Origin of the sequence: Ruthenibacterium intestinale (assembly GCF_040096265.1) — a bacterium.
Classification (GTDB): domain Bacteria; phylum Bacillota; class Clostridia; order Oscillospirales; family Ruminococcaceae; genus Ruthenibacterium; species Ruthenibacterium komagatae.
This window is the reverse complement of the sequence record NZ_JBBMFA010000035.1, coordinates 1-23,411: the sequence shown is the minus strand read 5'-3', so window position 1 is coordinate 23,411 and position 23,411 is coordinate 1. Positions and strand designations below refer to the sequence as shown.

General features: G+C 55.1%; 22 protein-coding genes. 3 read left to right on the top strand and 19 right to left on the bottom strand.

Annotated features, from left to right (window positions below; all coding sequences use genetic code 11):
* Window positions 1–120: 120 nt before the first annotated feature.
* The 8 genes from WMO24_RS01340 to WMO24_RS01305 form a co-directional block, all read right to left on the bottom strand.
* Entirely contained in the window at window positions 121–1,497 is a 1,377-nt protein-coding gene (locus WMO24_RS01340; RefSeq protein ID WP_349214329.1) for a citrate/2-methylcitrate synthase, read from the bottom strand.
* A gap of 109 nt (window positions 1,498–1,606) precedes the next feature.
* Window positions 1,607–2,263, bottom strand: a complete 657-nt coding sequence (gene deoC, locus WMO24_RS01335; protein WP_349214342.1) for a deoxyribose-phosphate aldolase — start codon at window positions 2,261–2,263, stop codon at window positions 1,607–1,609.
* Window positions 2,264–2,334: 71 nt separating this feature from the next.
* Window positions 2,335–3,423, bottom strand: a complete 1,089-nt coding sequence (locus tag WMO24_RS01330; RefSeq protein ID WP_349214327.1) for a BMP family lipoprotein — start codon at window positions 3,421–3,423, stop codon at window positions 2,335–2,337.
* A 139-nt stretch (window positions 3,424–3,562) separates the two neighbouring features.
* The gene (locus WMO24_RS01325; protein ID WP_349214326.1) at window positions 3,563–3,976 is read right to left on the bottom strand and encodes a cytidine deaminase; all 414 of its coding nucleotides are present in this window, start codon (window positions 3,974–3,976) and stop codon (window positions 3,563–3,565) included.
* The gene (gene deoD / locus WMO24_RS01320; RefSeq protein WP_349214324.1) at window positions 3,973–4,698 is read right to left on the bottom strand and encodes a purine-nucleoside phosphorylase; all 726 of its coding nucleotides are present in this window, start codon (window positions 4,696–4,698) and stop codon (window positions 3,973–3,975) included. Before deoD ends, WMO24_RS01325 begins: the two co-directional genes overlap by 4 nt.
* A gap of 16 nt (window positions 4,699–4,714) precedes the next feature.
* The gene (locus WMO24_RS01315) at window positions 4,715–5,518 is read right to left on the bottom strand and encodes a tyrosine-protein phosphatase (RefSeq protein WP_349214322.1); all 804 of its coding nucleotides are present in this window, start codon (window positions 5,516–5,518) and stop codon (window positions 4,715–4,717) included.
* Between the two features lie 7 nt (window positions 5,519–5,525).
* Window positions 5,526–7,505: a fructose-1,6-bisphosphatase gene (locus tag WMO24_RS01310; protein WP_349214321.1), complete on the bottom strand. Its 1,980-nt coding sequence runs from the start codon at window positions 7,503–7,505 to the stop codon at window positions 5,526–5,528.
* 13 nt (window positions 7,506–7,518) lie between these two features.
* Window positions 7,519–8,010, bottom strand: a complete 492-nt coding sequence (locus WMO24_RS01305; RefSeq protein ID WP_349214319.1) for a zinc ribbon domain-containing protein — start codon at window positions 8,008–8,010, stop codon at window positions 7,519–7,521.
* Window positions 8,011–8,128: 118 nt separating this feature from the next.
* Here WMO24_RS01305 and WMO24_RS01300 point away from each other — a divergent pair, with 118 nt between their 5' ends.
* On the top strand, window positions 8,129–9,031 hold the full coding sequence (locus WMO24_RS01300) for a radical SAM protein (protein WP_349214317.1): 903 nt from the start codon (window positions 8,129–8,131) through the stop codon (window positions 9,029–9,031).
* Window positions 9,028–10,032, top strand: coding sequence for an asparaginase (locus WMO24_RS01295; RefSeq protein WP_349214316.1), 1,005 nt, complete (start codon window positions 9,028–9,030; stop codon window positions 10,030–10,032). Before WMO24_RS01300 ends, WMO24_RS01295 begins: the two co-directional genes overlap by 4 nt.
* A gap of 40 nt (window positions 10,033–10,072) precedes the next feature.
* On the opposite strand, the gene WMO24_RS01290 is transcribed toward WMO24_RS01295, so the two are convergent.
* The 5 genes from WMO24_RS01290 to vanG form a co-directional block, all read right to left on the bottom strand.
* The gene (locus WMO24_RS01290) at window positions 10,073–11,731 is read right to left on the bottom strand and encodes a hypothetical protein (protein ID WP_349214314.1); all 1,659 of its coding nucleotides are present in this window, start codon (window positions 11,729–11,731) and stop codon (window positions 10,073–10,075) included.
* 93 nt (window positions 11,732–11,824) lie between these two features.
* A complete protein-coding gene (locus WMO24_RS01285; RefSeq protein ID WP_349214313.1) occupies window positions 11,825–12,115 on the bottom strand; it encodes a phage holin family protein in 291 nt (96 codons plus the stop codon).
* Between the two features lie 30 nt (window positions 12,116–12,145).
* Complete coding sequence (vanT, locus tag WMO24_RS01280) at window positions 12,146–14,236, bottom strand: serine racemase VanT catalytic subunit (RefSeq protein ID WP_349214311.1); 2,091 nt, start codon at window positions 14,234–14,236, stop codon at window positions 12,146–12,148.
* Window positions 14,233–14,955, bottom strand: coding sequence for a D-alanyl-D-alanine carboxypeptidase family protein (locus tag WMO24_RS01275; protein ID WP_349214309.1), 723 nt, complete (start codon window positions 14,953–14,955; stop codon window positions 14,233–14,235). Before WMO24_RS01275 ends, vanT begins: the two co-directional genes overlap by 4 nt.
* Before the next feature lie 5 nt (window positions 14,956–14,960).
* A complete protein-coding gene (gene vanG, locus WMO24_RS01270; protein WP_349214308.1) occupies window positions 14,961–16,010 on the bottom strand; it encodes a D-alanine--D-serine ligase VanG in 1,050 nt (349 codons plus the stop codon).
* 228 nt (window positions 16,011–16,238) lie between these two features.
* Between vanG and WMO24_RS01265 the strand changes: the two genes are divergently transcribed.
* Entirely contained in the window at window positions 16,239–16,724 is a 486-nt protein-coding gene (locus tag WMO24_RS01265; protein WP_349214307.1) for a deoxycytidylate deaminase, read from the top strand.
* Between the two features lie 42 nt (window positions 16,725–16,766).
* Here the strand turns inward: WMO24_RS01265 and WMO24_RS01260 are convergent, their stop codons facing one another.
* From WMO24_RS01260 to WMO24_RS01235, 6 genes are all read right to left on the bottom strand, one after another.
* Window positions 16,767–18,380 (bottom strand): MBL fold metallo-hydrolase RNA specificity domain-containing protein, encoded by a 1,614-nt coding sequence (locus WMO24_RS01260; RefSeq protein ID WP_349214305.1) that lies wholly within the window; start codon window positions 18,378–18,380, stop codon window positions 16,767–16,769.
* 110 nt (window positions 18,381–18,490) lie between these two features.
* Entirely contained in the window at window positions 18,491–19,303 is an 813-nt protein-coding gene (locus WMO24_RS01255) for a Cof-type HAD-IIB family hydrolase (protein ID WP_349214304.1), read from the bottom strand.
* Window positions 19,300–19,791, bottom strand: coding sequence for a DNA-deoxyinosine glycosylase (locus tag WMO24_RS01250; RefSeq protein ID WP_349214302.1), 492 nt, complete (start codon window positions 19,789–19,791; stop codon window positions 19,300–19,302). The genes WMO24_RS01255 and WMO24_RS01250 overlap by 4 nt, the downstream gene beginning before the upstream one ends.
* A gap of 13 nt (window positions 19,792–19,804) precedes the next feature.
* A complete protein-coding gene (locus WMO24_RS01245; RefSeq protein WP_349214301.1) occupies window positions 19,805–20,596 on the bottom strand; it encodes an HAD family hydrolase in 792 nt (263 codons plus the stop codon).
* A gap of 97 nt (window positions 20,597–20,693) precedes the next feature.
* The gene (nagA, locus tag WMO24_RS01240) at window positions 20,694–21,830 is read right to left on the bottom strand and encodes an N-acetylglucosamine-6-phosphate deacetylase (protein ID WP_349214300.1); all 1,137 of its coding nucleotides are present in this window, start codon (window positions 21,828–21,830) and stop codon (window positions 20,694–20,696) included.
* Window positions 21,831–21,944: 114 nt separating this feature from the next.
* Window positions 21,945–23,261: a vWA domain-containing protein gene (locus tag WMO24_RS01235; protein WP_349214299.1), complete on the bottom strand. Its 1,317-nt coding sequence runs from the start codon at window positions 23,259–23,261 to the stop codon at window positions 21,945–21,947.
* Window positions 23,262–23,411: the final 150 nt, after the last annotated feature.

Genomic DNA, 23,411 nt, shown 5'->3' with positions numbered 1-23,411 from the left:
CCCCTTTCCAAGAGCGTCTTTCTACTTATAATACGCGACAATCTTCGATTTTCTTTCAAACGCTGTAAAAGAAAGAAATGCTGGCATGACAATAGCATACCAGCATTCTGTATCCAAACTTTATCCGCGCTGGGCCAAAGGCACGTATTCAACCCGTTCGGACACATTCATATAAGCCGGACGGATGATTTTTCCTGCATTGATCAGCTCTTCAATGCGATGCGCGCTCCAGCCGGCAATACGGCTGATGGCAAAAATCGGAGTATACAGTTCCAGCGGAAGGTCCAGCATACTATACACAAAGCCGCTGTAGAAGTCAATGTTGGCCGCCACGCCTTTGTAAATGCGCCGCTCTTCCCCAATCACTTTCGGTGCCAGCCGCTCCACCGCGGCATACAGTTCGTATTCTTCGTGGCGCTGCTTGGCATTGGCCAGATCTTCTACGAAATGGCGGAACACATTGGCACGGGGATCGCTGAGCGAGTAGACCGCATGGCCCATTCCATAAATCAGGCCAGCCTTGTCAAAAGCCTCTTTATGAAGCAAAGCGCGCAGATAAGCTTCAATCTGCTCTTCGTCCTTCCAATCTGTGACAGTTGCCTTCATATCCTCGAACATCTGCACCACCTTGATGTTCGCGCCGCCGTGCTTGGGTCCCTTCAGGCTTCCCAACGCCGCAGCGATGGTGGAATAGGTGTCCGTACCCGAAGAGGTGACCACATGGGTGGTGAATGTGGAGTTATTGCCGCCGCCGTGTTCTGCATGCAGCACCAGTGCCAGATCAAGAATTCTTGCCTCAAGCTCGGTGTACTTGGAGTCCGGACGCAACGTGTAGAGAATGTTCTCCGCCGTGGAGAGCTCCGGCTGCGGATTGTGAATGTACAGGCTGGCATCCTTCACATAATGATTGTACGCCTGATAGCTGTATACTGACAGCATGGGGAACAGTGCAATCAGCTGCAGACTTTGCCTCAGCACATTATCGATGCTGTTGTCGTTGGCGCGTGAATCGTAGCTGTACAGCGTCAGCACACTGCGCGCCAAGGTGTTCATCATGTCTGCGCTGGGCGCTTTCATGATGATATCCCGCACAAAGTTGGTGGGAAGCGAACGGTAAAACTCCAGCTGTTTTGTGAATTCTTCCAGCTGTTCTTTGGTGGGCAGCGTTCCAAACAGCAGCAGATATACGGTTTCTTCAAAACCAAACCGTTTTTCCTTGATAAACCCGCGAACGATCTCCTCTACGTCTACACCGCGGTAAAACAGCTTTCCTTCACAGGGAGTCTTAACGCCATCCACCACTTTGAACGCCATGATCTCGCTGATTTCCGTAAGGCCGGTCAGCACGCCGTTTCCGTTCAAATCCCGCAGGCCGCGCTTCACGTCATACTTGGTGTACAGTTCCGGATCGATCCGGCCGTGCTCCTGGCATTGCTTGCTCAACGCCTGAATTTCGGGTGTAATTGCAGAATAATCGATGCTCTTGTCGATGGGCATTCTGATCGCCTTCCTTTCCTCTCATCCTCTTCTAAATCAATCTATATTAAATTTTATTATAGCACAAAATACAGCGGCATTTGTTAATTTTTTTACAACATTTTCGCCTTTATGACGGGCCAGCGCCAAGAATTCGAATCGCACTGGACGTTCCGAGCCTGTCCGCCCCCAACGCAACGAACCGTTCCATATCCTCGCGCGTACGAATTCCGCCTGCCGCCTTGATCTTGCAGCGCCCGCGCACTTTCTCTGCAAACAGTGCAATGTCCGCGAAAGTGGCTCCGCCTGTGGAAAAACCGGTGGACGTTTTTATGTAGTCTGCGCCTGCCTCGCATACTACGTCGCACATAACGCCCTTTTCTTCTTCTGTCAAAAGGCAGGTTTCCACGATCACTTTGAGCGTATGTTCTCCGACCGCCTGTTTCAAAGCTCGGATCTCATTTCGCACATAGTCAATGTCACCCATTTTCAGGCGGCCGATGTTGATCACCATGTCAAATTCGCTGCACCCGTCTGCCAACGCCTGCTGGGCCTCGGCGATTTTGGCCTGTGTCGTGGTGGCTCCCAAGGGAAAACCAATCACCGTGCACACCGGTACACGTCCCTGCAAATAGTCACAGGCCTGCCGGACATAGCACGGATTGATGCACACCGATGCGGTGTGAAACCGGACTGCCTCATCGCACAAATTTTGGATCTGCTCCCAAGTTGCCTCCGGTTTGAGCAGCGTATGATCTACTTTTTTAAACAATTCCTCTGCGTTCATCATTCTTTCCCCCTCGCAATTATAAAAGAACCGGCGGTTCAGGCACAGCCTGAAAATACCGCCGGTTTTTGTCATCCGACCTGCTGCAGGACCACTGCCGACAGCGGAAGTTCCGTGACCGCAACGGGATTGCCTTCCCCGTTGGTATCCTTCACGATCCCTGTGGCGATATTTCCTGTATTATTCGCCAGAGCGGCATAAACCGCATCGTAGTCCTTTTGCGTGAATGTATCGAATTTAGAAGTCTCCATGGAAAGCTGCACGCCGTTGTTCGACGCATCGTAAACCATTGTCTGACCGCCCTGCAGCTGCTCATCGTAAGCAGCAGCAATCATATTGTAAACTGCCGTGCTCAAATTTTTGGTTGCACTGCTCAAAATCACATCGGACTGCGCAGACCAGTCTACATCCGCCCCGATCACTTTTGCTCCGACATTTTCCGCTGCCTTGATGACGGACTGCGTCATGGTTCCTCCGCAGGCAAAAATGCATTCGGTGCCTGCTCCGTACCAGCCGGCCGCCAGAGACTGCGTGTCATTGCTTTCCTCAAAACTGCCTGTATACGCATACTGAACAGTGACAGACCCGGCTGCCATTCCCATCTGCTGCGCAGCATATTCCGCGCCCTGAACAAACCCATAGCCATAACGCACAATGCCGGGCTGCGCCTTTCCACCCAAAAAGCCGAGCTGCGTCATTCCCTCTTTTACCGCGGCATACCCCGCCAGGAACCCTGCCTGTTCTTCGGCAAAAACCACGCCCACGGCGTTTTGTGCATCCGAAGCAGCTTCGGTGCCATCAAACGGGTCCCCGTCCAAAAGGATAAAGACCACATTCGGATATTGCGCCTGTGCGGCGGCCACCGCATCTTTCATTTCATACCCCACCGCAACGACCACCATTGCCCCGCCTTTTACGGCCAGGTCAATGGCGTCCGAATAAGCCTGCGTGGTTCTCTCCACCGGTTTGTATGAAAGTTTGGAAATGCTCATTTCCTCGGCGTATTTTACCAGGCCTTCCCATGCGCCCTGATTGAATCCCTGATCTGTCACTTCACCGCCGTCAGTGACAAGTGCCAACTCCGCTTTCTGGGACCCGCAGCCCGCCAGAACCGTCATCGCCAAAGCAATGGCCAGCACGCATGCCAGCAGTTTTTTCATAGCGTCAGCTCCTTTTCCGCGTTTTGGGCAGCGCGGCAAAATCAAAACACCCGCCACGTCGGGCGGAGGCAACTACAGATAGTATAACAAAATTACAAAAAGATTGCAATCCCGGCCACTTTTTTGTGACCAGTGGCAATCAGCGAACTTTTTCGGGTCCAAATCCCAGTGGAAGCAGCTGTCCCAATGTACAGCGCGTAAAATGCTCTTCGTCCCGTGCCAGAAGCACCAGAAGATCTTCTTGGCAAAACTCGTACAGAGCCTGGCGGCACACTCCGCAGGGAGAGGGCTGTGCGTCCGCCCAATCTTCCTTTCCGCCCACGACCGCAAGTGCCCGAAAAGAACGGCGTCCTTCACTGACCGCCTTAAACAACGCCGTTCGCTCGGCGCAGTTTGTCGCAGAGAAACTGGCGCACTCCACATTGCATCCGGTGTAGATCGTTCCGTCTTCTGCCAAAAGTGCCGCCCCCACCCGAAAGCCGGAATAGGGTGCGTATGCATTGTTTCGCGCAGCAAGCGCCGCACGGATCAACGCCTGCTCATCCACCTTCATTGCTCATCCTCCAGCACACTGCCCAGCGCCAGCTTCATCATCTGTGTGAAACTCTGTTCCCGCTGAACCGGCGTCGTTTCTTCATGAGAAACAAAGCTGTCGGAAATAGTCAGCACACAAGCAGCGTTTTTTCCCGTGACGCGGGCATTGTGAAACAGTGCAAAGCTCTCCATCTCCACGGCCAGGCACCCTTTTTCTCTGCGCAGCTTTTTCCAATAATCCGGGTCATCTGCATCCCGATAGAACACATCACTGGAATGGATCACGCCTTCCAAAAGCGGAATCCCCAGTTTTTTGGCACTGGCACGCAGACGCTGATTCAGAACAGGCGAAGGGATCATGGTATCGCCTGCTGTTCCGTTTTGCGTCTGCGCATAACTGGACTCGGAATAGGCGGCTGTCGCCAGCACCACATCAAAAATCTTCGCCTCGGCAGCATAGGCCCCGGCAGACCCTACGCGAATGATGTTTTCCACGCCGTATTGAGCGAACAGCTCCCAGGAATAGATACCGATGGATGGCATCCCCATTCCGGAACCCATCACCGAAACAGGCACACCTTCATACGTGCCCGTGTAGCCCAGCATTCCGCGCACCTGCGTCACCAGACGAGGTGCCTGCAAAAAGTTTTCCGCGATAAACTTTGCCCGAAGAGGATCGCCCGGCATAAGAACGGTGCTGGCAAAGTCCCCGGGATTTGCCGCGTTGTGAGGTGTCGCCATTATCATCCACTCCTTTTTACTCCAAATACAATGTTCGAATTCTTTGCAAGGTATCTGCATTCACGCCGCATTCGGCAGCGAGATAATCTTCAAAACGCGGGTATTTTTGCGCAATGGTGCCCAGCGCCCGTTCCATACTCTGGCGCTGCACGCCTGCTGTTACCGCCGCCAGCTCCTTCGCGCGTTCCGGCGAAAAGAAACGTTTCAGCAACTGTTCCACCTGATGGCGCGATTTCGGGCGGCAAGTGTTGGTGACCAGATAATCCTGAATGACCGTTTCCCGGTCCACTCCCAGCGCAAGCAGAATCAGTGCCGCACCGATACCGGTTCGGTCTTTTCCCGCGCTGCAGTGAAAATAAACGGGGACCTTTTGTTCTGAAAGAATCCGGAACAGCTCCACATAGGCGCTGTTCTGAAAGGGCATATGCGCATAGCCGCCGTCCACTTCACGAAGCATTTCGGACACGGTCTGTTCCCCGCCGGCAAAAATTGCTTCAATGTCGAAATCCACGTCCCGCCCCTGTGCATCGCGCAGCGCCGAACGACTGATGTACTCGACCCCTTCCAAAACCGGATCCGGTGCGTTCCGCCGTTCGCTTTCCGAGCGCAGGTCCAGCACAGTTCGAATTCCCAGACTCGCAAACAAGGCACGGTCTTCCGGCAGGCGGATATCACACAGTGCCGGACCGCGAAAAAACACACCGTGCTTTACTTTTCTGCCGTCCTGGGTACGGTAACCGCCCAGTTCCCGAACGTTTTCACATCCGACAAATGGAAGCGGAGAGCCCGGACGTTCTGTTTCATTCATATGATGTTCCATTGTCCATTTACTCCTGTTCTTTCAATGTGCCGTCCGCATAGGCGGCCACCAGCCGCTTCAGATCCTCGATCTGGTCCTGAAGGCGCAGGCCCTCATCGGTGTCTTCCACATAAACACGCCGCTCGCTGGTCTCAAATACGTTTACTGTGGAGAGAATGTCTGCATTTTCGCGAATGGCCTTCTGCGTGGTTTCAAAGGACCCGTGACTGCGCAGCGACAGTCCCCGGCTGGAAAAAACCAATGTGTACCCCGCGATACCGGTACGCTTGTGATAGGCCTTGCAGAATCCGCCGTCGATCACAATCAGCCGCCCGCCCGCTTTTACGGGCTTTTCGCCGTTTTTCGCCCGCACCGGCACATGTCCGTTTACAATGTGCCCGTGGGCAGGGTCCAGCCCGAAATTCTCAAAAATGCGCAAAACCGCCGCCTCAGCCACTGCTGTATCGTCGTTTTCCACCCAATAATAATACGGATCTTTTTGTTCCGCATAACTTTCTTCTTCGTCCAGAAAGAAATGCTCAAAATTCGCCATTTTATAACGCCCGAAAATGGGCGACCGGCGACCGCACCACAGGTACCACAAAAAGTCCTGTCCTTTTCGGCGTGCTTCGCTGCCCGGCGGAGCAAAATACCCCTGCCGGGCCATCCGCTCGCAGTAATCCATAAATTCTCTTCCGCAATAGGTTTGGCCATCCATAAAGACTTTTGCAAGCTGCCCGTTTTCATCAAAAGGAATGGCTCCATGGAACAGAAGGTTGTGGTTTTCGATTTTATACACGCTGCCGTTGGCATACAGGAACCGCACATGCCGCGCCAGGCGCTCGCTTTCCGTAAAGCTCTGGCACAGCTTGTCCATCACTTCCTGTTCTCCCTGGGTCAGCCGAGAGGGATGGGCCGGGTCCACTGTGGGGAAATCGCAGTCGCGCATTCGGTAAACCTTTCCGTCCACTTCCACTGTCTGCGTGACAAAATTCACTTTTTCCAGCAGTGCGCGATCCAGCATTCCAAAATCCGGATTTCTTCGCACCACCTGGCACTCCAGCTTGCACAAAATGACCGCGATCGCTTTGTGCATGCGTGCCACACGCGCAAGGTCTTCGGCGGAATATCCACCGTCATTGACCAGCTTGGGCCAAAAAGCAGACACATCCGTATGCCGGTAAACTTCCTCGGCAAACAGTGCCAACGGACGCAAATTCAAGCCGTAGCCGTCTTCCAGCGTTTCCAGATTGTTGTAACTGAGCGACACATGAATGACACTGGCAATGCAGACAGCGCTGCCCGCGGCGGCCCCCATCCACTCCACGTCATGGTTTCCCCATTGAATATCCACGGCATGATGGGCCATCAATTCGTCCAAAATGATATCCGGACGTGCGCCGCGGTCGAAAATATCTCCTACAATATGCAGTTTGTGTACGGCAAGGCGGCGAATCAATTCGCACATTGCCGTAATAAACGCATCCGCCCGGCCATTGTCGATGATGGCCGACAGGATCCGCCCGTAATAGAGATCCTTATCGTGATCTTCAAAATGCGCGTGAAGCAGTTCGTCGATAATATAAGAAAACCCTTGCGGCAGGCGCTTGCGGACATAGCTGCGCGTATATTTGGAGCTCATCAGCCGGCAGACATCAATCAACCGATAAAGTGTCTGGCGGTAAAATTCATTTAAGTCTTTCTGCGCTGGCTTCAGCTGTGCAAGCTTCTGCGCCGGATAATAAATAAGGGTGGCAAATTCCGCCCTCTCCTGTGCAGAAAGCCGATCTCCCAGAACCCGGTCCACCTTTTCCCGAATGACCCCCGAGGCACTGGAAAGAATGTGTGTGAACGCCTCGTACTCCCCGTGAAGGTCACTCATAAAATGTTCGGTGGGTTTCGGGAGTTTCAAAATGGCCTGCAGGTTGATAATTTCCTGTGTGGCAGCCGCTGTGGTCGGATAATCTCGAGCCAGCAGCTTCAGAAACTTCTGCTGTGGTGTATCCATGCTCTTTCTCCTTTCAGCGAAGAGGGCTTCCGCACCGGCCGCAGAACAGCGCGTCCTCGCTGACCGGATTTCCGCAGCGAGGGCAGACACGTGCCCCGCCGCTCATTCCAAAGCCATTGTTTTTCCCGAAATAAACAGCGACCCGCCGGGAGCGCCGAAAATACAAAAGCCAAATCACATTGCGAAGAATATCCAGAAAAACGGTCGGTACAAAAACAATCGGATCTTCCATGCGAATCAGAAGGAACAGGTCCAGAATCGTCAACAGCACCACCAGAACAATCAAAACCTGCCAGTAGGACGGACGCCTGCCCACCACCTGATAAATCAGCGCGCCCTGCGCCACCATGCAGGCCACGGTCAGCGTCGTTCCCACAGGGTCCAGCTGCACACCCGAAGTGAGTATCTGCAAAAGAGAGATCACGTTCATTCCCAAGCCGAAGCTCAGAGTAACGGTAAAGAACAAAAGCCATCCGCCCAGTCGCTGATAATCCCTTTGTGGCATGATACCACTCCTTTTTGATTTTATAATGTTCTTATTGTACCACATCGCGTGATTTTATGATACACTTAGAGCAGAAAACCCGCGCGCCTGTTCGCCGCGCACACAAAGGAGCCTTTTCATGCAAATCCCCACTCATTGCACACTTTGCCCCCGCGCCTGCGGTGCGGACCGCACCCAGGCCCTGGGAGTCTGCGGCGGCGGACGGCAGGTGCGCCTTGCCCGCGCGGCGCTTCATTTTTGGGAAGAGCCCTGCATTTCCGGCACCCGCGGATCCGGGACCGTGTTCTTTTCCGGCTGCCCGCTGAAATGCTGTTACTGCCAAAACTTTACCATCAGCGCGCAAAATTTCGGGCGTGAAGTCTCCACCCGGACATTGGCGGATATTTTTCTTCGCCTGCAGGAACAGGGGGCGCACAACATCAACCTGGTCACTGCAGGGCACTATCTGCCCTGGGTGCTGGAAGCGCTGAATCTGGCCGGACCGGGCCTGACCATTCCCATCGTGTACAACACCGGCGGGTACGAAACCGCCGAAGCGCTGCATGCGCTGAAAGACGTGGTGGACATCTGGCTCACGGACATCAAATACGTTTCTTCCGCTCTCAGTGCAGAATACTCCGGTGCACCGGACTATTTTGAAGTGGCGTCTGCGGCAGCGCGAACCATGTGCCGGATGGCCGGGCCGCCTGTGATGGAGAACGGTCTTTTAAAAAGAGGTGTGATCGTGCGCCATCTTGCACTTCCCGGCGCAATGGCCGACACCCGTGCCGTGCTGGAGTTCATGGCGACGGAACTGCCTAAGGGCGGATTTCTGACCAGTCTCATGAGCCAGTACACGCCTTTCTACAAGGCACGAGAGCATAAGGCGCTGAACCGTCGCATCTCCACCTATGAATACCGGCAGGCGGTGAATCTTGCAGTGGAACTGGGTCTGACCCAGGGCTATATGCAGGAAAAAAGCAGCGCCAAAGAAGAATATACGCCTTCTTTCAACCTGGAGGGCGTGGAGGACAAAACATGAAAAAAAAGAAAATCCTTATGCTGACCACCGGCGGCACCATCGCTTCGGGACCTACGGAAAACGGACTTTCACCCGTGCTCAGCCCGGACGAACTGCAAAGCTACATCACAGAATTTCGGGACGTGTGCGAACTGGAATGTCAGGCGCTCTGCAGTCTGGACAGCACCAACATCACCCCTGCTCACTGGCAGATGATCGTCCGGGCCATTCGTGACCGCTATGACGACTGTGATGCATTTCTGATCTGCCACGGAACAGACACCATGGCCTATACGGCCGCGGCGCTTTCCTACCTGGTTCAGGATGCGCAAAAGCCCATTTTGATCACTGGCGCACAGCGCTCGATCCTTCTGGAAATCACTGACGCCAAAAAGAATCTTCGTGACAGCATTCTTTTTGCCTTGGACGAGCGCACCAAAGGTGTAAATCTTGTCTTTGACGGAAATCTGATCGTCGGGACCCGTGCCAAAAAGACATCCAGTTTCAGTTACAACGCTTTTTCCAGCATCAACTTTCCTGCCCTGGCCCGCATTCAGAACGACCGGGTCATCTATTATGTACCGCCCTGTCCTGCTTCGGGGCCGGTGCGGTTCTACGATCAGCTGAATCCACGCCTGTTTTTGCTGAAGCTGACTCCGGGCATTTCGCCGGATATCATCCCGCTGATTGTCCGCCTGTACGACTGCATTTTGGTGGAAAGCTTTGGAGTGGGCGGTCTGCCAGACAGCATTCTGGACCCGTTGTGCTCCGAACTTGCACGCTATGAACCGCACAAAAAAGTTCTGGTGATCACCACACAGGTCACCTATGAGGGCAGTGCCGTGGACACCTACGAAGTGGGGCGCCGGGTCCACAACCGTGTTCCCTTCCTGGAGACCCGGGATATGACGCTGGAAGCTGCATACACCAAGCTGATGTGGATTCTGGGCGGAAAAATCTCTTCCTGGAACGAACTGGAAACCGCTTTTTATTCTCCCATCAACTACGATCTTTCCTTTTAAAATAACAGGGGCCTTCTGCCATTGCAGAAGGCCCCTGTTTTCATGCCGCCGGAATGCTTTGCTCAAATTCCAGATTGTCAAACCCTGTCAATTCCTGTGTGGCGCTCTCGCGGGGATAGTATTCCACTTTCACCTGATCGCCCTCTCTTGTCAGCGCAAGCTCGTCGGAAAGACTTCCCTGTACGCTGAACAAAAGCTGCGGCTCTTCGGCCAGCACCAGATAATAAGCAGTTCCCGTCGGGTTGTACTCGCTGCCGATGCGAAGCACCGTTCCCGTCAGCTGCTCCTTCTCGGTACTGACATTGCCCACCAGCTGACCGGCCGGGCTGGACTGAATGGCTTTTTCATAATTGAGCCGCGCCTCGCTGATGCTCTCGCCCACCGCCACGGTCTGATAATCCTCAACCGACACGTAGGCATACTGCTTGATCAGTCCCTCGGTGTCCTTCAGCGTCATAAAATAAGTCGGCACACCGTTCATATTCACGATCAACGGGAAAGCAGCCTGGTAACCGTACTGCTGCACCTTGCCCTGTGCCGACTGCTGCGCCGCCATTTCCGTAGCGCCGCTGATTCGATACAAACGCGGTTCTTTGGTCACCATGTCCACCATTACAAACCCGATGGCGCTCTCGTCCGCGCCAACGCTGGTCAGGCCAGTGAACAGATAACATCTTCCGTCGTTGTAAATGATCGTCTGGCCGGGCGAAGTCCGGTATTTGTCCTTGTCGCTGAAGTTCAAATATCCGTGCACATACTCGCCTTTGTTGTTCAGCTGCGTCATGATAAAGTCCTCGGGCTGAACACGGTCCACCCATTCCGGCAGCTGATCGATGGCATATGTTTCACTCTCGCCGGTGGCACAGTCAAGCACCACCGCGCCGGTCGCCTCCGGAAGCGAGAATCCCCGCAGATACCGGTAGGTGGTAATAACCCAATACGGCCGCCCGGTGTCGTCCAGCTCAAAGCTGTAGTCAGTCAGTCCGGTAAAAGGCGCCGCAGTGAAGCGGGCATAGAACAGAAGGTTCTGCCACAGATATGCGCCCGGCTGGTATTTGATGCTGTACCCATCCACGTACTCCACATCCTGTGGATTGGTGGCCGACACCGTCACATAACCCGGCGTTCCGCTCATATTGGTCAGCCATTTGAACAGCCCGGAATGATACGTCGGCACAGCCCACAGAAGCTCGCCGTTCACCTGCTGCAGTGTCGGTTCTCCCAACACTACCTGGCTGCCCAAGCTGGGCCGCTCGCCCAGCTTTTTATCCGCCAGCTTTTTGGCCATCTCCTCATCCACAATGGGAAGTTGGCTGACGTCCACTGTGTCGAAATCTTCGGCAAAATTCATTTCTTTCAGTTCCGGCATCTGATCACGGAACGCATTCACCTGAAAAAGAACAGATGAACCGATGCTTACCAGCGCAAACGCGCCCCACAGGATGCCCACGATCACAAATGGCCAGCGGCGGAACTGTGCGTGGCGCACGAACGAGATTCGAACGCCGCCTGTCCCCTGCTGCATGACAAACCGACCGATTTTGTCCACTGTAAAAATCGCGAACAAAAGTGTAAAAAGCACACAGTATGCGAATGCCGCTTCGGGATACAGCGGGTTCAGGTTCATGTGATTGAGCAACACATAAACAGCGAACAACGCCACCACCAGCGCCGCCGCTTTGCTCTTCCAATGTTTCAAAAAAATGCCTCCTCTGTCAAGGATGGTTTCGAAGCGTTTGCTTCAATGATAAGTATTATACCGTCCCTTACAGAAAAGCGGAAGAGGAAATCGTCAATTTTTTGTCAAGACTTCGCCTTGTTTTTGAAATGTCTCTTTCAACACCTGGTGAAATGCCTGATGCAGACCGGTAGCGGCCAGACCGCTGAACATTCCCTGCAGCAGCACCAGCGGAGAGAGTTCTCTGCCCATCCATACCGCCAGCACCGCCCCCAGCACCGCGCACACCGTAGGGATATACTTGTGGCCGGTATCTGCGATCCAGCGTTTCAGAACAGTTCCCACGCACAGACAGATGCCTGTGATAACCGGAATCAAATAATCCGACAGAAATGACAACTCCATCTCGATCCCTCCTCATGATCACTGCTACTATCATAAGCTTTTCGCCCGGATTTTATGCCGCCCTCTCTTTTTCAGGCACAGACCAAGCCGAGGACTGAGCCCCGAGAGAATCTCGTTGGTGATGGTGCCGCATCTGCAAGCCAGTTCTTCCGCGCGAATCTCCTTTGCGCCGTCCTTTCCGATCAGCGTCACCACATCGCCGGTACACACGCCGGGGATTCCGGTCACATCCACCAGCATTTGATCCATGCACAAGCGTCCCACCATAGGCGCATATTCTCCCCGTACCAGAACACGGCCGCCCCGCTGGGGCAAAATGCGGGGGATCCCGTCCGCGTAGCCGATGGTCACTGTCGCCAGAATCGTTTTCCGTTCTGCTTCAAATGCAAGGCCGTAGCCCGCCACATCACCTGGCTGCAGACAGCGAACCGTCGCTACGCGGGCGCGCAGTGTTAAAACCGGGCACAGCGGCACGGGATTTTTCCCGGCAAACGTTCCGCTGTAAACCCCGTACAATGCAATACCGGCACGCACCCAGGAGCAGGAAATCGCCGGCTGATTCAAAATGCCGTAACTTGCCTGCAAGTGCACTTCGCCCGGATCGATTCCTTCTCTGCGAAGCTGCTGAATCGTTTTCCAAAACAAATTCGTCTGCTGTTCCGTATACATTTGCTCGGGCGTTGTCGTTCCGTCTGCAGCGCAGAGATGCGAAAACACCCCCTCTATCCGGAGCCCCGACATGTGAAAAATACGGCGTATGGCAGGAAGATCCTGCGCCGGTACCCCCAGCCGGTGCATGCCCGTATCCAAAGCCAGATGTGCGCGCACCGGCCATCCGGAAGCCGAAAGTGCCGCCGCATGCGCTTCGTCGACCACTGTCTGCGTCAGGCGCCAGCGTGCCAGCAAAGGCGCCTGCGCGGGGTCGGTATAGCCCAAAATCAGAATGCGGCCCCGAATGCCTGCGCGGCGCAGCGCAATTCCTTCGGACAGACATGCCACTGCCCATCCGGTCACTCCTGCTTTCTGCAGCGTTCTTGCCACCAAAACAGCTCCGTGACCATATCCGTCGGCTTTTACCACCGCCATCACCGCACTTCCCGCCTGCTCTTCCAACGCGCAGACGTTGTGCACAAGCGCTTTCCCGTCAATCTCCCTCCAGGCACGCGCACCGCACGGAATCGACCGCGGCTTCAGCCTCATCATGCACACTGCTCCTGCAAAGCTGAGAAGCGCAACCGCGCTGAAATGAACCAAGCTGTTTTCTACCAGAAGGACTTGCACACCGCACAGTTTTGCCGCTCCGCGCACCGCAACAATGCACCAGGGATGGATGATGTAGACCCACATGGAGCACGTGCGCATCGGCCGACTTTGCCCCCTGTTCCACGCAAGCAGTGTTCCGAACAAAAAAAGCATGCACACCGGCAAGAGAAGATACATACTGTCGTGGCGCTGTACCCCCAAACCGTGCAGCCACAGCGCTTCCACGCTCATGGCAGTCAGCGAAACAACAAAACCGACTGCTCCCGTTTTTCGATTCAACTTCGGGCAAAACATGCCCAGCAAAAGGAACAGCGGAGCGAAAAACAGGCCGTTTCTTGTGTAGCCAAACAGCGTGAAAACACCCTTGTAAAACGCATGGACTGCCGGGAAATCAGCTAAAAAGCCGTAATAACTGTCTCCGCCCAGGCCAATGAGATACAGCAGCCCCGCTGCGCAAAAGGCCGGAATTGTTCCCAGCTTGCGAAGCAGGCATACCAGCGGTACCCCCAGCAGCACTGCCGGAAAATACCACAAGTGATAAAAGGTTCCTTCCAGCAGGAACTTTCGCATCCAATCCAACGCTGAAAATGTTCCCGCGTACCAGTTTAAAGGCAGATACAGCAGTGCAGCACCCGCATAGAGCAGCAGCGTCCGCTGCCAGAAACGCCGGGGCGTCTGCCCCAGAAAGCGCCCCGTTATCATGAAGAAAAAAGGAACCGCTACACGGGCCAGCACGCGGGTAAACCAGAAGTCCCCCAAATCACTGACCGAAGCCAAAGGCGACGTGTGAATCGCAATCACCAAAACCGCAGCCGGAATGCGAAAGGCATCCAGTGCAGGGAACTTTTTTTCGCTCATGCCCGCCACCTCCAGACGGTCAGGATAAAGCCGCCGCAGTTATCTCCGGACACTTGTACCAGGCCGTCGGGCACGTCCGCCACGGTTTTCGCACCGCTTTCCGGAACGTAAAATACCGTTGCCTGCACGCCGCCGAGCTCAAGGTTTACCGGTCCCTGTTTCAAAAAATCTGAATACTCCTCAAGGCACAGATCCCGGCTCTCCAAAATCTGCGCATGGGGCGCTCCCACATAACGAAAATGCCAGGGTTCTTCCGCAATTCCGGTTTGCTGCCGCTTATGCGCGCGGTATCGCTGTACAAATCCCCAGCGCACCGACTGCGTGCGAAAAGCCCGGCACACTCCCTCCTGCGGAAAATCCGGACGGATAAAATCAATGGACTCCGCCGCTTTGCCCAGATCGATGGCCAGACCGGTCTGATGCTCGCTGCAGCCGGGATGAGCTACATAACTCTCGGTGAAGCAGGCGCCTTCTTTGCGCATGGTGTCATCCCATATCTTTTTCTGTTCCTGCGCACTGCGCCATCCGGACACCGGAACAATGGTTTCCCGGCCGCCCACCAGGCGGACACACTCATTGAAAGCAGCGGCAGCATGCCGCTCCATCTGCACGCCGTTTCCCACATTTATCAGTTCGATTTTTTGTGAAGAGCGCAGCGGATGCTGCCGGTTGACCACCAGCAGCGTGCCCTCCCGCACCTGTTCGCGCAGCAATACCATCCGTCTCATCTTTCCAGCCCCAGTTCCACCAGATTGCCTACTAAAGCGTCAAATTCGATTCCCGCGCCCTTCATCATATTGGGATACCGACTGTGTGCGGTAAAACCGGGGATCGTATTGATTTCATTGAATACGATTCGCTTGTCCGGGGTGAAGAACAAATCCACACGGGCAAACACACGGCACCCCAGCGCCCGGTACAACGTTCTGGCTGCCTGCTGCACCCGACAGGTATCTTCTTCTGACAGCCGGGCCGGACAGTGGATCTGCGATGTTTTCAGCGTATATTTTTCCTCATAATCAAAGAATCCGCCAGACAGTTCAATTTCATCCACAAGGCCGGTGAACAGTGTTTCATTTCCCATCACCGCGCAGCCTACCTCGAACCCTTTTATTTCCTGCTCCAGCAAAATCCGGTCATCGTGCTCAAACGCGGCGTTTACCGCCTGGTGCAGTCCATCCGGACCGCTTACACGGGTGATGCCGAACGAAGAACCGGAGCGAACCGGCTTTACAAACAAGGGCCATCCGATTCGAAGTGCCGCGCGTTCGATTTCCGCAAAAGAAGCGTCCCGCCCAAACGCCGCGCTGGCCGGCACTTCGATCCCCGCCAGCGCCGCCAGTTTGTGGGCACGGTCTTTGTCCATACACAGCGCGCTTGCCAGTGTGCCGCATCCGACCAGCGGAATTCCCGCCAGTTCTGCCAGTCCCTGCACCGTCCCGTCCTCACCGTTTTTCCCGTGAAGCACCGGAAAAAGCACATCAAACGAAAAGTTCATGCGATGGTCCGCATCCACAATCAGCTTGTGCTCTCCCCGATTCAGAGAAAGTGTACAGGGACTGCAGAACAGCCGGTTGGCACACCAGCTTCCGTCAGCAATTTTTTCCAACGGGCCATGATAGTACAGCCACTCACCCTGCCGGGTGATGCCCACGCTCAGCGCCGCATAGCGGCGTGCGTCCAGATGGTTCAGCACAGCAAAGGCCGACTGCAGTGAAACCTCATACTCTGTGGAACATCCACCAAACAAAACAGCTACAACCGTTTTTTCCATTGCAAAAACTTCCTTTCAGCGCACAAAGGCGGCGCTTTGATTCGATGCCTTTATGGTATCAAATCAAAACGCCGCTTCTTTTTCAGCTTTCCTACTTCTTCAAAAAGAAATTCTTGCAAAAATCTTACAGGGTCGGATCCTGCATTGCCGCCGGGACTTGCCCATATGTCGCAAACGCGGTATACTGAGGATGTATTTTTACTTTGAACCGATTAGGAGGGACTGACAGTGAAACGGACAGACTATATTTCCTGGGATGAATACTTCATGGGCATCGCGCTTTTGAGTGCTCAGCGTTCCAAGGACAACTCCTCTCAGGTTGGCGCCTGTATTGTGAGCCGGGATAACAAAATTCTTTCCATGGGATACAACGGAATGCCCATTGGCTGCCTGGATGACGATATGCCCTGGGAGCGCGAGGGCGAGCCTCTGAAGACAAAATACATGTATGTATGCCACGCTGAATTAAACGCAATTCTGAACCATGCATCCGGAACCGGAAGCCTGCGGGGCGCACGCATTTATACCACGCTGTTCCCTTGCAACGAATGCGCCAAGGCGCTGATTCAGAGCGGGATCTCGAAAGTGATTTATTACAGCGACAAGTACGCGGACACAGATTCGGTCAAAGCATCCAAACACATGTTTAATCTGGTAGGCATTGAATATGAACCCTACCAGCCCACCGGCCGCAGTGTCACCCTTCCTTTATAAAAAAGAAAAGCTTCGGGTCCATCCGACCCGAAGCTTTTTTCTTTACAAACGTGCTTCGTTCCACTCTTCGTACAGCTTTTCCGCCTGTCTGGCCATCTGTTTCAGCTCTTTGTTGGGCCGTCCGCCGGCGCCCTGCACCAGCAGTTCCAGTTTTTTCACAGCAGTCATCAGCTCGTTGAAAGCAGCCAGCGCACGCGGATCCCTGCCAGCGGGCGCCTTCTGGCGCGCCACACCTTCGGTGCGCACCACAAAAGTCCCTCGGGCAAGGTCGTAAGAGGTTCCGCTGTAAGGCGCCATGGCCACATAGCCCAGTTCTTCACACAGGCAGCGAACAAACGCCACACAGCTTTCATCGTCGCCATGGTTGATGAAAACCTGCGCCGGTTTCGGTTCAAAATTGCCAAGCCAACGAATCAGGCCGTTTTTGTCCGCGTGGCCGCTGACACCGGCCAGCACCCGGATTTCGGCGTTCACCGCAATCTCTTCGTCAAAAATCCGAACATGTTCAGCACCTTCCACCAGCGCACGGCCCAGCGTTCCTTCCGCCTGATACCCCACAAACAGGATGGTGTTTTCCGCATGCCAGAGGTTGTGTTTCAGATGATGACGCACACGACCCGCATCACACATACCGCTTGCCGACAGAATCACCTTGGGCGCCAGGTCCAGATTGATTGCCTGAGAATCCTCTTTGGACAGGCTCATCTTCAACCCGTCAAACCACAGCGGATTGACGCCCTTTTCCAGCAGTGCGCGCGTTTCTGCATCCAGATTCTCCGCCGGGCACTGCATGAAAATTCCGGTTGCCTCATTGGCCAAAGGACTGTCCACATACACCGGGAAACCATCGTGCCCGTGAACGAGCCCTTTCTTCTTGATTTCCCGGATGAAATAAAGCATCTCCTGCGTGCGCCCTACGGCGAAAGACGGAATGACCACTGTTCCGCCCCGGTCAAAGGTCGTCTGCAAAATTTCAGCCAGCGAACCGATGTAATCCGGGCGTTCTCCGTGCAGGCGATTGCCGTATGTGGATTCCAGAACCACATAATCCGCCTCGCGCACAGGCTGCGGGTCATTGATGATGGGCTGGTTGATGTTTCCCACATCGCCGCTGAACACAATCTTTTTCTGAACATCCCCTTCGGTCAGCCACACTTCAATCGCGGAAGACCCCAGCAGATGACCGATGTCTGTAAAACGAATGGACACATTTTCAGAAACCTGAATCTGCTTTTCATACGGGCAGGGCCGAAACTGTTTCAGAACCCCTTCTGCGTCTTCAAGCGTGTAAAGAGGCTCCACCTCCTGCCGGCCGGCGCGGCGTGATTTCCGGTTTTTCCATTCGGCCTCGCTCTCCTGAATGTGCGCACTGTCCCGCAGCATGATCTCGCACAAGCTGTCCGTGGACTCGGTGGCGTACACCGTACCGCGGAACCCTTTTTTATACAGCAGCGGCAAATGGCCGGAATGGTCGATGTGCGCGTGGGTCAGCAGGATAAAATCCACGCGGGATGCCTCTACCGGAAGAGGTACGTTTTCAAACCGGTTGACTCCCTGTTCCATACCACAATCCACCAGAAATACCGTCTGGCCAACTTCCACGAGAGTACAGCTTCCCGTCACTTCATGAGTTGCTCCGATAAATGTGATCTTCATGCGCACACTCCTCCTTTTGGATTCATCTCTGTTTTTATTGTAACACGCTTTTTTCTGCTGCGCCATGGGCTGGACAACGCAAAAGGGCGGATTTCCATCCGCCCTTTTGCTTATTCATTCAAAAGATACCGTTCCACCGCCGCAGCGACGCCGTCTTCATCATTGGACAGCGTAATTGCGTCAGCCGCTGCTTTGGCCTCCGGCTGCGCGTTGGCCATGGCCACGCCCAGTCCCGCATACTGCAGCATGGGCATGTCGTTCAGCCCGTCTCCGCAGGCCATCAGCTGTTCCCTTTTCAGCCCCAGCTGGTTTAAAAGGCGCTCCAGTGCCGCACCCTTCTCAATACCCGGCGGCGTTGCCTCCATGAAAAACGGCTCCGAACGGAAAATGTTCAGCACACCTTTGAAACGCTCCTGCGCCACAGGCACAAGGCCGGCCAGATAGTCGCCCTCGCCGGTCAGCAAAAACTTTGTCACCGGGTAGGTGACTTCTTCTGCCAGGTCCTTCACACCGATGGCCGGGACATGATTGATGCGGCATTCCAGCTGAACGTATGGATCTTCGGGGCATTCCGTGACCACGCCCCGCTCGTTGTATGTCAACGCCACAATGCCGTTTTCACGGGCAAAGGCACACAGCGGTGCCACCACCTGCCGGGGCACCTGCTGCTGAAACAGCGTACACCCGGTCGCACAGTCGATGATCTGGCCGCCATTGTACGCCAGAATGTAGCCGCCGCGCTTGTCCAGCTCCAGCTGCCGGGCCAGCGGCCACACACCTACTGCGGGCCGCCCGCTGGCCAAAAGCACCTTTACGCCTTTGTCCATTGCTTTTTGCAATGCAGTCAGCGTGGCCGGAGTGATCTCCTTTTGGGAGTTGGTCAGCGTTCCGTCCAAATCCAATGCCAAAACACGATAGTTCATTCTTCTCCACACTCCTCTTCTCTTCGCGTCAGCGCCGGCCCCCATTGCTCCAGCAGCCGTTCCATGGACCAGGCCGCATTGGCCGGGCTGGTGCTCGGCAGACGAAGCACCTGAACGCCCGGCAGATGGTGATATTGCACACACAACCGGTAGGCGGTTGCACCGTTGCATACAATCCGCTCGATCGGCGCCTGCCGACACAGCCACGCAAGATCCGTCGGCACCACATCACGGATGCTTGCATCCGACGCGCCCGTGATAGTACAGCTTTCGATGGTATCCCAAAGCGCCAGATCATTGTCGCAGATAAGCCGCGTTTTCTGCTCAATGGTTTCCGGTATCGGCGCATGCATAAGCGCCGCCAGCATCGGCCAAAATCGATTTTGAGGATGCCCGTAAAAGAAGCCCTGCTCCCGGCTTTTGGGGCTCGGCCATGTTCCTACGATCAAAATGTTCGAACGGGCTGTATAGACCGGATCAAACGACATTTCTGCGCCCTCTTTACAAAAAGAATTCTTCAATGACTCTGGCTGCGCCATCCTGCGCTGCATCCGGCGCTACCAGATCTGCTGCCGCGCGCAGCTGCGCAACACCGTTGGCCATCGCCACCGCCGTTCCCGCCGTTTGGAGCAGTTCCAAATCGTTCAGACCATCTCCGAATGCCGCCACCTGCTGCCATGCGATTCCCCGTTCCGACAGAACGCTGTCCAACGCGCGTGCCTTGTTGGTGCCGGGGCGCAAAATATCATGATGAATGCCGTGGAACGGGACGAAACGAAGCCCCAAATAACCGTATTTCTTCTGAAAACCAGCGATATCACATTCTTGTAACAGCGCACTGGCCCCATAGGGCATACTTTGCAGATGACGCACCTGATCTTCCCCATCCAGCAAAAAATGATGGTTGTTCTGGTGCGGCTCCGCATAGCGGACAAAGGCCTCGTACTCCACATAGGCATGGTAGCCATCCTCAAAAATGAAATCCAGCGGAATCTCATAGTCTTCGCAATAATCTACCAGCGCATACATTTCCTCGTCGGTCATCCGGTTTTCATGCACCGGCGCACCGGTCCGATCTACGATCCAGTTTCCGTTGGCCGCCGCGAAGAGATCGGGGCGAAAGCCGCCCATCACCGCCTGCGCCGCAAACAACGCGCGTCCCGTAGCCACAATTACCAGCGTTCCGCGCTTTTGCAGCGCCTGCAGCGCGCTGACGGTGCGCCTGCTCAGCCGCGTCGCGCCCGCCGGCAGCAGCGTGCCGTCAATATCAAATATGGCTGCTTTGCAATTCATACGATTCCACCTTTCGCCGCAACAAGGAGTATACCAGAAAAAACGCCGGCGTACAAGCAAAAAGCGCCTCCGCGCGGACGCGGAGGCGTTTTGCCGTTTATTTTGTTTTGACGCCGCCGATGAAGATGTGCTCCGGATGCAGCGTTTCGTCCAGGACCAGCACATCGGCGCGCTTGCCCTCGGTAATGCTGCCCAGCTCTTCAAACAGGCCGATTGCCTTGGCCGGGTTGATGGTGGCAGCCTTCAGCGCGCTCTCCAGCTTCACGCCGAATTTCACCGCACGGCGGAAGCACTCTGCCAGGCAGGTGGCGCTGCCGGCAATGGTACCGTCTTCCAGCGTCGCCTTACCGTCCGTCATATAAACGGTCTGGCCGCCCAGAGAGTATACGCCGTTGGGCATGCCCGCTGCGCGCATGGAATCGCTGATCAGGCAGACGCGATCATCGCCGAACCACTTGAACACGCTGCGCACTACCGCCGGATGGAGATGGATTCCGTCAGAGATCATCTCCACGTGCGCTGCGTCGTCCGACGCAGCGCCCACCACGCCCGGGTCACGATGCGCAAACGGCGGCATGGCGTTAAACAGGTGGGTCACATGTGTTGCGCCGGCGTCAAAGGCGGCTTTGGCCTGATCGTAATTGGCCGTAGTGTGCGCAATGGAGACCACGCACTTTTTGCTGGCCTGCTCGATGAACGGCACAGCCCCGTCCAGCTCAGGCGCCACATCGATCAGCTTGATGTTCTGACCGGAGACCTCAAACAGACGGTCAAACATGTCGATATCCGGGTCCACAATGTACTTTTCGGCCTGAGCACCTTTTTTCTTCTTGGAGAAGAAGGGGCCCTCCATGTTGATGCCGCGCAGGACAGCGCCGCCGGTTTCCTTCCCCACATAGGGTTTTGCCACTTCGAAAATGGAGGTCAGGATCGGCTCATCAAACGCCATGGTGGTGCCGCAGAAACTGGTCACGCCTTCGCTGCCCAGGTACGCGCTCATGGTTTCAATGTGCTCGGCGCCACCGTCGCAGAAATCCGAACCCTTGGAACCGTGGATGTGAATATCCACAAAACCGGGAGTCACATATTTTCCCGTTGCGTCCAGTTCTTCATCCCCGTGCAGTGTGCCGGCCGGTGCCACCCGGACGATTTTTCCGTCCGCCAGTTCCACGTCTGCAGCTTCAAAGCGAGCATCCTGCGTAAACACAAGACCGTTTTTCAATATCATCATCATTCACTCCTGTTCGCTGATTTTTTACGAGTGCGATTTTCTACTTTCATTATATCAAAAAACAGTCTGTGTCAAATCCTTTTCAGCAAAAAGAGCCGATCGTGCTAAAAGTGCGCATCATTGCACACAAGGTTCCCCGGCTGTGCTCTCGGCATCCGTCCAGTCAATGGTATGCGCCATGACGCAAACCTTCATACGGCGCGATTTGCAGGTGCCCCGTCCGCATCCCTCGTCATCCGGGTCCTCGGGCAGAATAAACGTTACCGGCCCCACTTCAATATCCATGCAGCTCTCCTCAAAATGAGCCGGTACGGTGATTGCCTGGAAGCCCCGCTGTTTTTCCATGCCGGAGCAGTTCACTTCCGTCAGAATGATTCCCACCGCTACGCGCTTGCCGGGGCACACATTTTTCAGCGTCATCCGAAGCTGAAGCATCCGCCCCTGGTTGTGCAGTGCAATGTCGCCCAGATCGCAGCTGACGCGCTCTTCACAGGCCGGCATGCACAGCTCAATGGGCTCGCAATCGGGCTCGGGCTGCGGGCTTCCGCCTTCCACCACCACAGTAGGGTCGGGGAAACGCACGTCCTCACGGGCGTCATCGGTAAAGCGAATGATTTCGTTTACGGGAATAACCCCTGTAAAGGTTCCTTCATACCGCACGGTAAAGGTCAGCGAAGCCGTTTGCTCGCCGGTTTTCCCCAGCACCGGGATGCGCCAGTTCAGCGCGCGGGGCGAGAGTTGCATCACAGTTCCGAACTCCGGTGCAGCGATATCGATAATCACGAATCCTTCGCTGACAAGCTCTTCAATCAAAATGTTCTCCGCGCCCGGCTCGGAGATATCTTCTGCCACATCTTTAAACAGCTGCTCCAGCTCCGCCGGTGTGGGAGAAACCCGCACATATTTACTGGACGGAGTGGACGCCCATGCGCGCAGCGTCTCCTCGTTGATGCCGTCCGTTCCCACAAGACCAATGCAATAGATCTCCACACCGCTCTCCCGCAGCGCCTGCGCCACGGGCGCAGGGTCCGGACCTACCGTGGGTTCACCGTCGGTGAACATGACACAAATGCGGCGGCCAGTCGTACCCAGCATAGCCTGTGCCTGGCCGAAGGCAGCCGCCTGATTGGTGTTGCCCTGTGCCTGCAGCGCCTCAATGGCGGCATCCAGCTGCGCCACCGAAGTGGTCAGCGGGCTGTCCACCGTGGCGCTCGCCGCAAAGCTGATCACACCGATCTCGCTGCCGCCCAGCAGTTCGCTTCCGTCCGGAGAGCCGGTGTTTTCCGCGATGATGCGAACGAAGTCCTGCGCACCGTCTTTCAGATTTTCCAGTGCCTGCCCCCGCATGCTGCCGGAGCGATCCAGCAAAAGCGCGATCTTTACCGGATCACTGATGATCGTTGGCTCCGCGGTGACGGAAAGCGTCACCTGCATGGTGTCTCCAAATGCGAGAGAGGTTTTGTTTGTTGTTTTGTTTGCACTTGTAATAGGCATAGTAGTCCCCTCACCTTGTATTATAGAGTAGTAGTTATTAGAGCCCCTCTCCAAGGGCTGTGCTACACTGTAAGGGATGCTGTGGATTGG

Excerpts from the sequence above, each read along its gene's own strand:
- deoD (WP_349214324.1), bottom strand. The coding sequence starts at position 4,698 with ATGGCGACACCTCACAACGCGGCAAATCCCGGGGACTTTGCCAGCACC.
- WMO24_RS01275 (WP_349214309.1), bottom strand. The coding sequence starts at position 14,955 with ATGGTATTGCTGCGCGAACAGGTGCGGGAGGGCACGCTGCTGGTGGTC.
- WMO24_RS01250 (WP_349214302.1), bottom strand. The coding sequence starts at position 19,791 with ATGTCGTTTGATCCGGTCTATACAGCCCGTTCGAACATTTTGATCGTA.
- deoC (WP_349214342.1), bottom strand. The coding sequence starts at position 2,263 with ATGAACGCAGAGGAATTGTTTAAAAAAGTAGATCATACGCTGCTCAAA.
- WMO24_RS01285 (WP_349214313.1), bottom strand. The coding sequence starts at position 12,115 with ATGGAGTTGTCATTTCTGTCGGATTATTTGATTCCGGTTATCACAGGC.
- WMO24_RS01235 (WP_349214299.1), bottom strand. The coding sequence starts at position 23,261 with ATGCAGGTGACGCTTTCCGTCACCGCGGAGCCAACGATCATCAGTGAT.
- WMO24_RS01310 (WP_349214321.1), bottom strand. The coding sequence starts at position 7,505 with ATGGATACACCACAGCAGAAGTTTCTGAAGCTGCTGGCTCGAGATTAT.
- WMO24_RS01300 (WP_349214317.1), top strand. The coding sequence starts at position 8,129 with ATGCAAATCCCCACTCATTGCACACTTTGCCCCCGCGCCTGCGGTGCG.
- WMO24_RS01260 (WP_349214305.1), bottom strand. The coding sequence starts at position 18,380 with ATGAAGATCACATTTATCGGAGCAACTCATGAAGTGACGGGAAGCTGT.
- WMO24_RS01340 (WP_349214329.1), bottom strand. The coding sequence starts at position 1,497 with ATGCCCATCGACAAGAGCATCGATTATTCTGCAATTACACCCGAAATT.
- WMO24_RS01330 (WP_349214327.1), bottom strand. The coding sequence starts at position 3,423 with ATGAAAAAACTGCTGGCATGCGTGCTGGCCATTGCTTTGGCGATGACG.
- WMO24_RS01245 (WP_349214301.1), bottom strand. The coding sequence starts at position 20,596 with ATGAATTGCAAAGCAGCCATATTTGATATTGACGGCACGCTGCTGCCG.
- WMO24_RS01295 (WP_349214316.1), top strand. The coding sequence starts at position 9,028 with ATGAAAAAAAAGAAAATCCTTATGCTGACCACCGGCGGCACCATCGCT.
- vanT (WP_349214311.1), bottom strand. The coding sequence starts at position 14,236 with ATGAGCGAAAAAAAGTTCCCTGCACTGGATGCCTTTCGCATTCCGGCT.
- WMO24_RS01315 (WP_349214322.1), bottom strand. The coding sequence starts at position 5,518 with ATGGAACATCATATGAATGAAACAGAACGTCCGGGCTCTCCGCTTCCA.
- vanG (WP_349214308.1), bottom strand. The coding sequence starts at position 16,010 with ATGGAAAAAACGGTTGTAGCTGTTTTGTTTGGTGGATGTTCCACAGAG.
- WMO24_RS01325 (WP_349214326.1), bottom strand. The coding sequence starts at position 3,976 with ATGAAGGTGGATGAGCAGGCGTTGATCCGTGCGGCGCTTGCTGCGCGA.
- WMO24_RS01255 (WP_349214304.1), bottom strand. The coding sequence starts at position 19,303 with ATGAACTATCGTGTTTTGGCATTGGATTTGGACGGAACGCTGACCAAC.
- WMO24_RS01305 (WP_349214319.1), bottom strand. The coding sequence starts at position 8,010 with ATGCCACAAAGGGATTATCAGCGACTGGGCGGATGGCTTTTGTTCTTT.
- nagA (WP_349214300.1), bottom strand. The coding sequence starts at position 21,830 with ATGATGATGATATTGAAAAACGGTCTTGTGTTTACGCAGGATGCTCGC.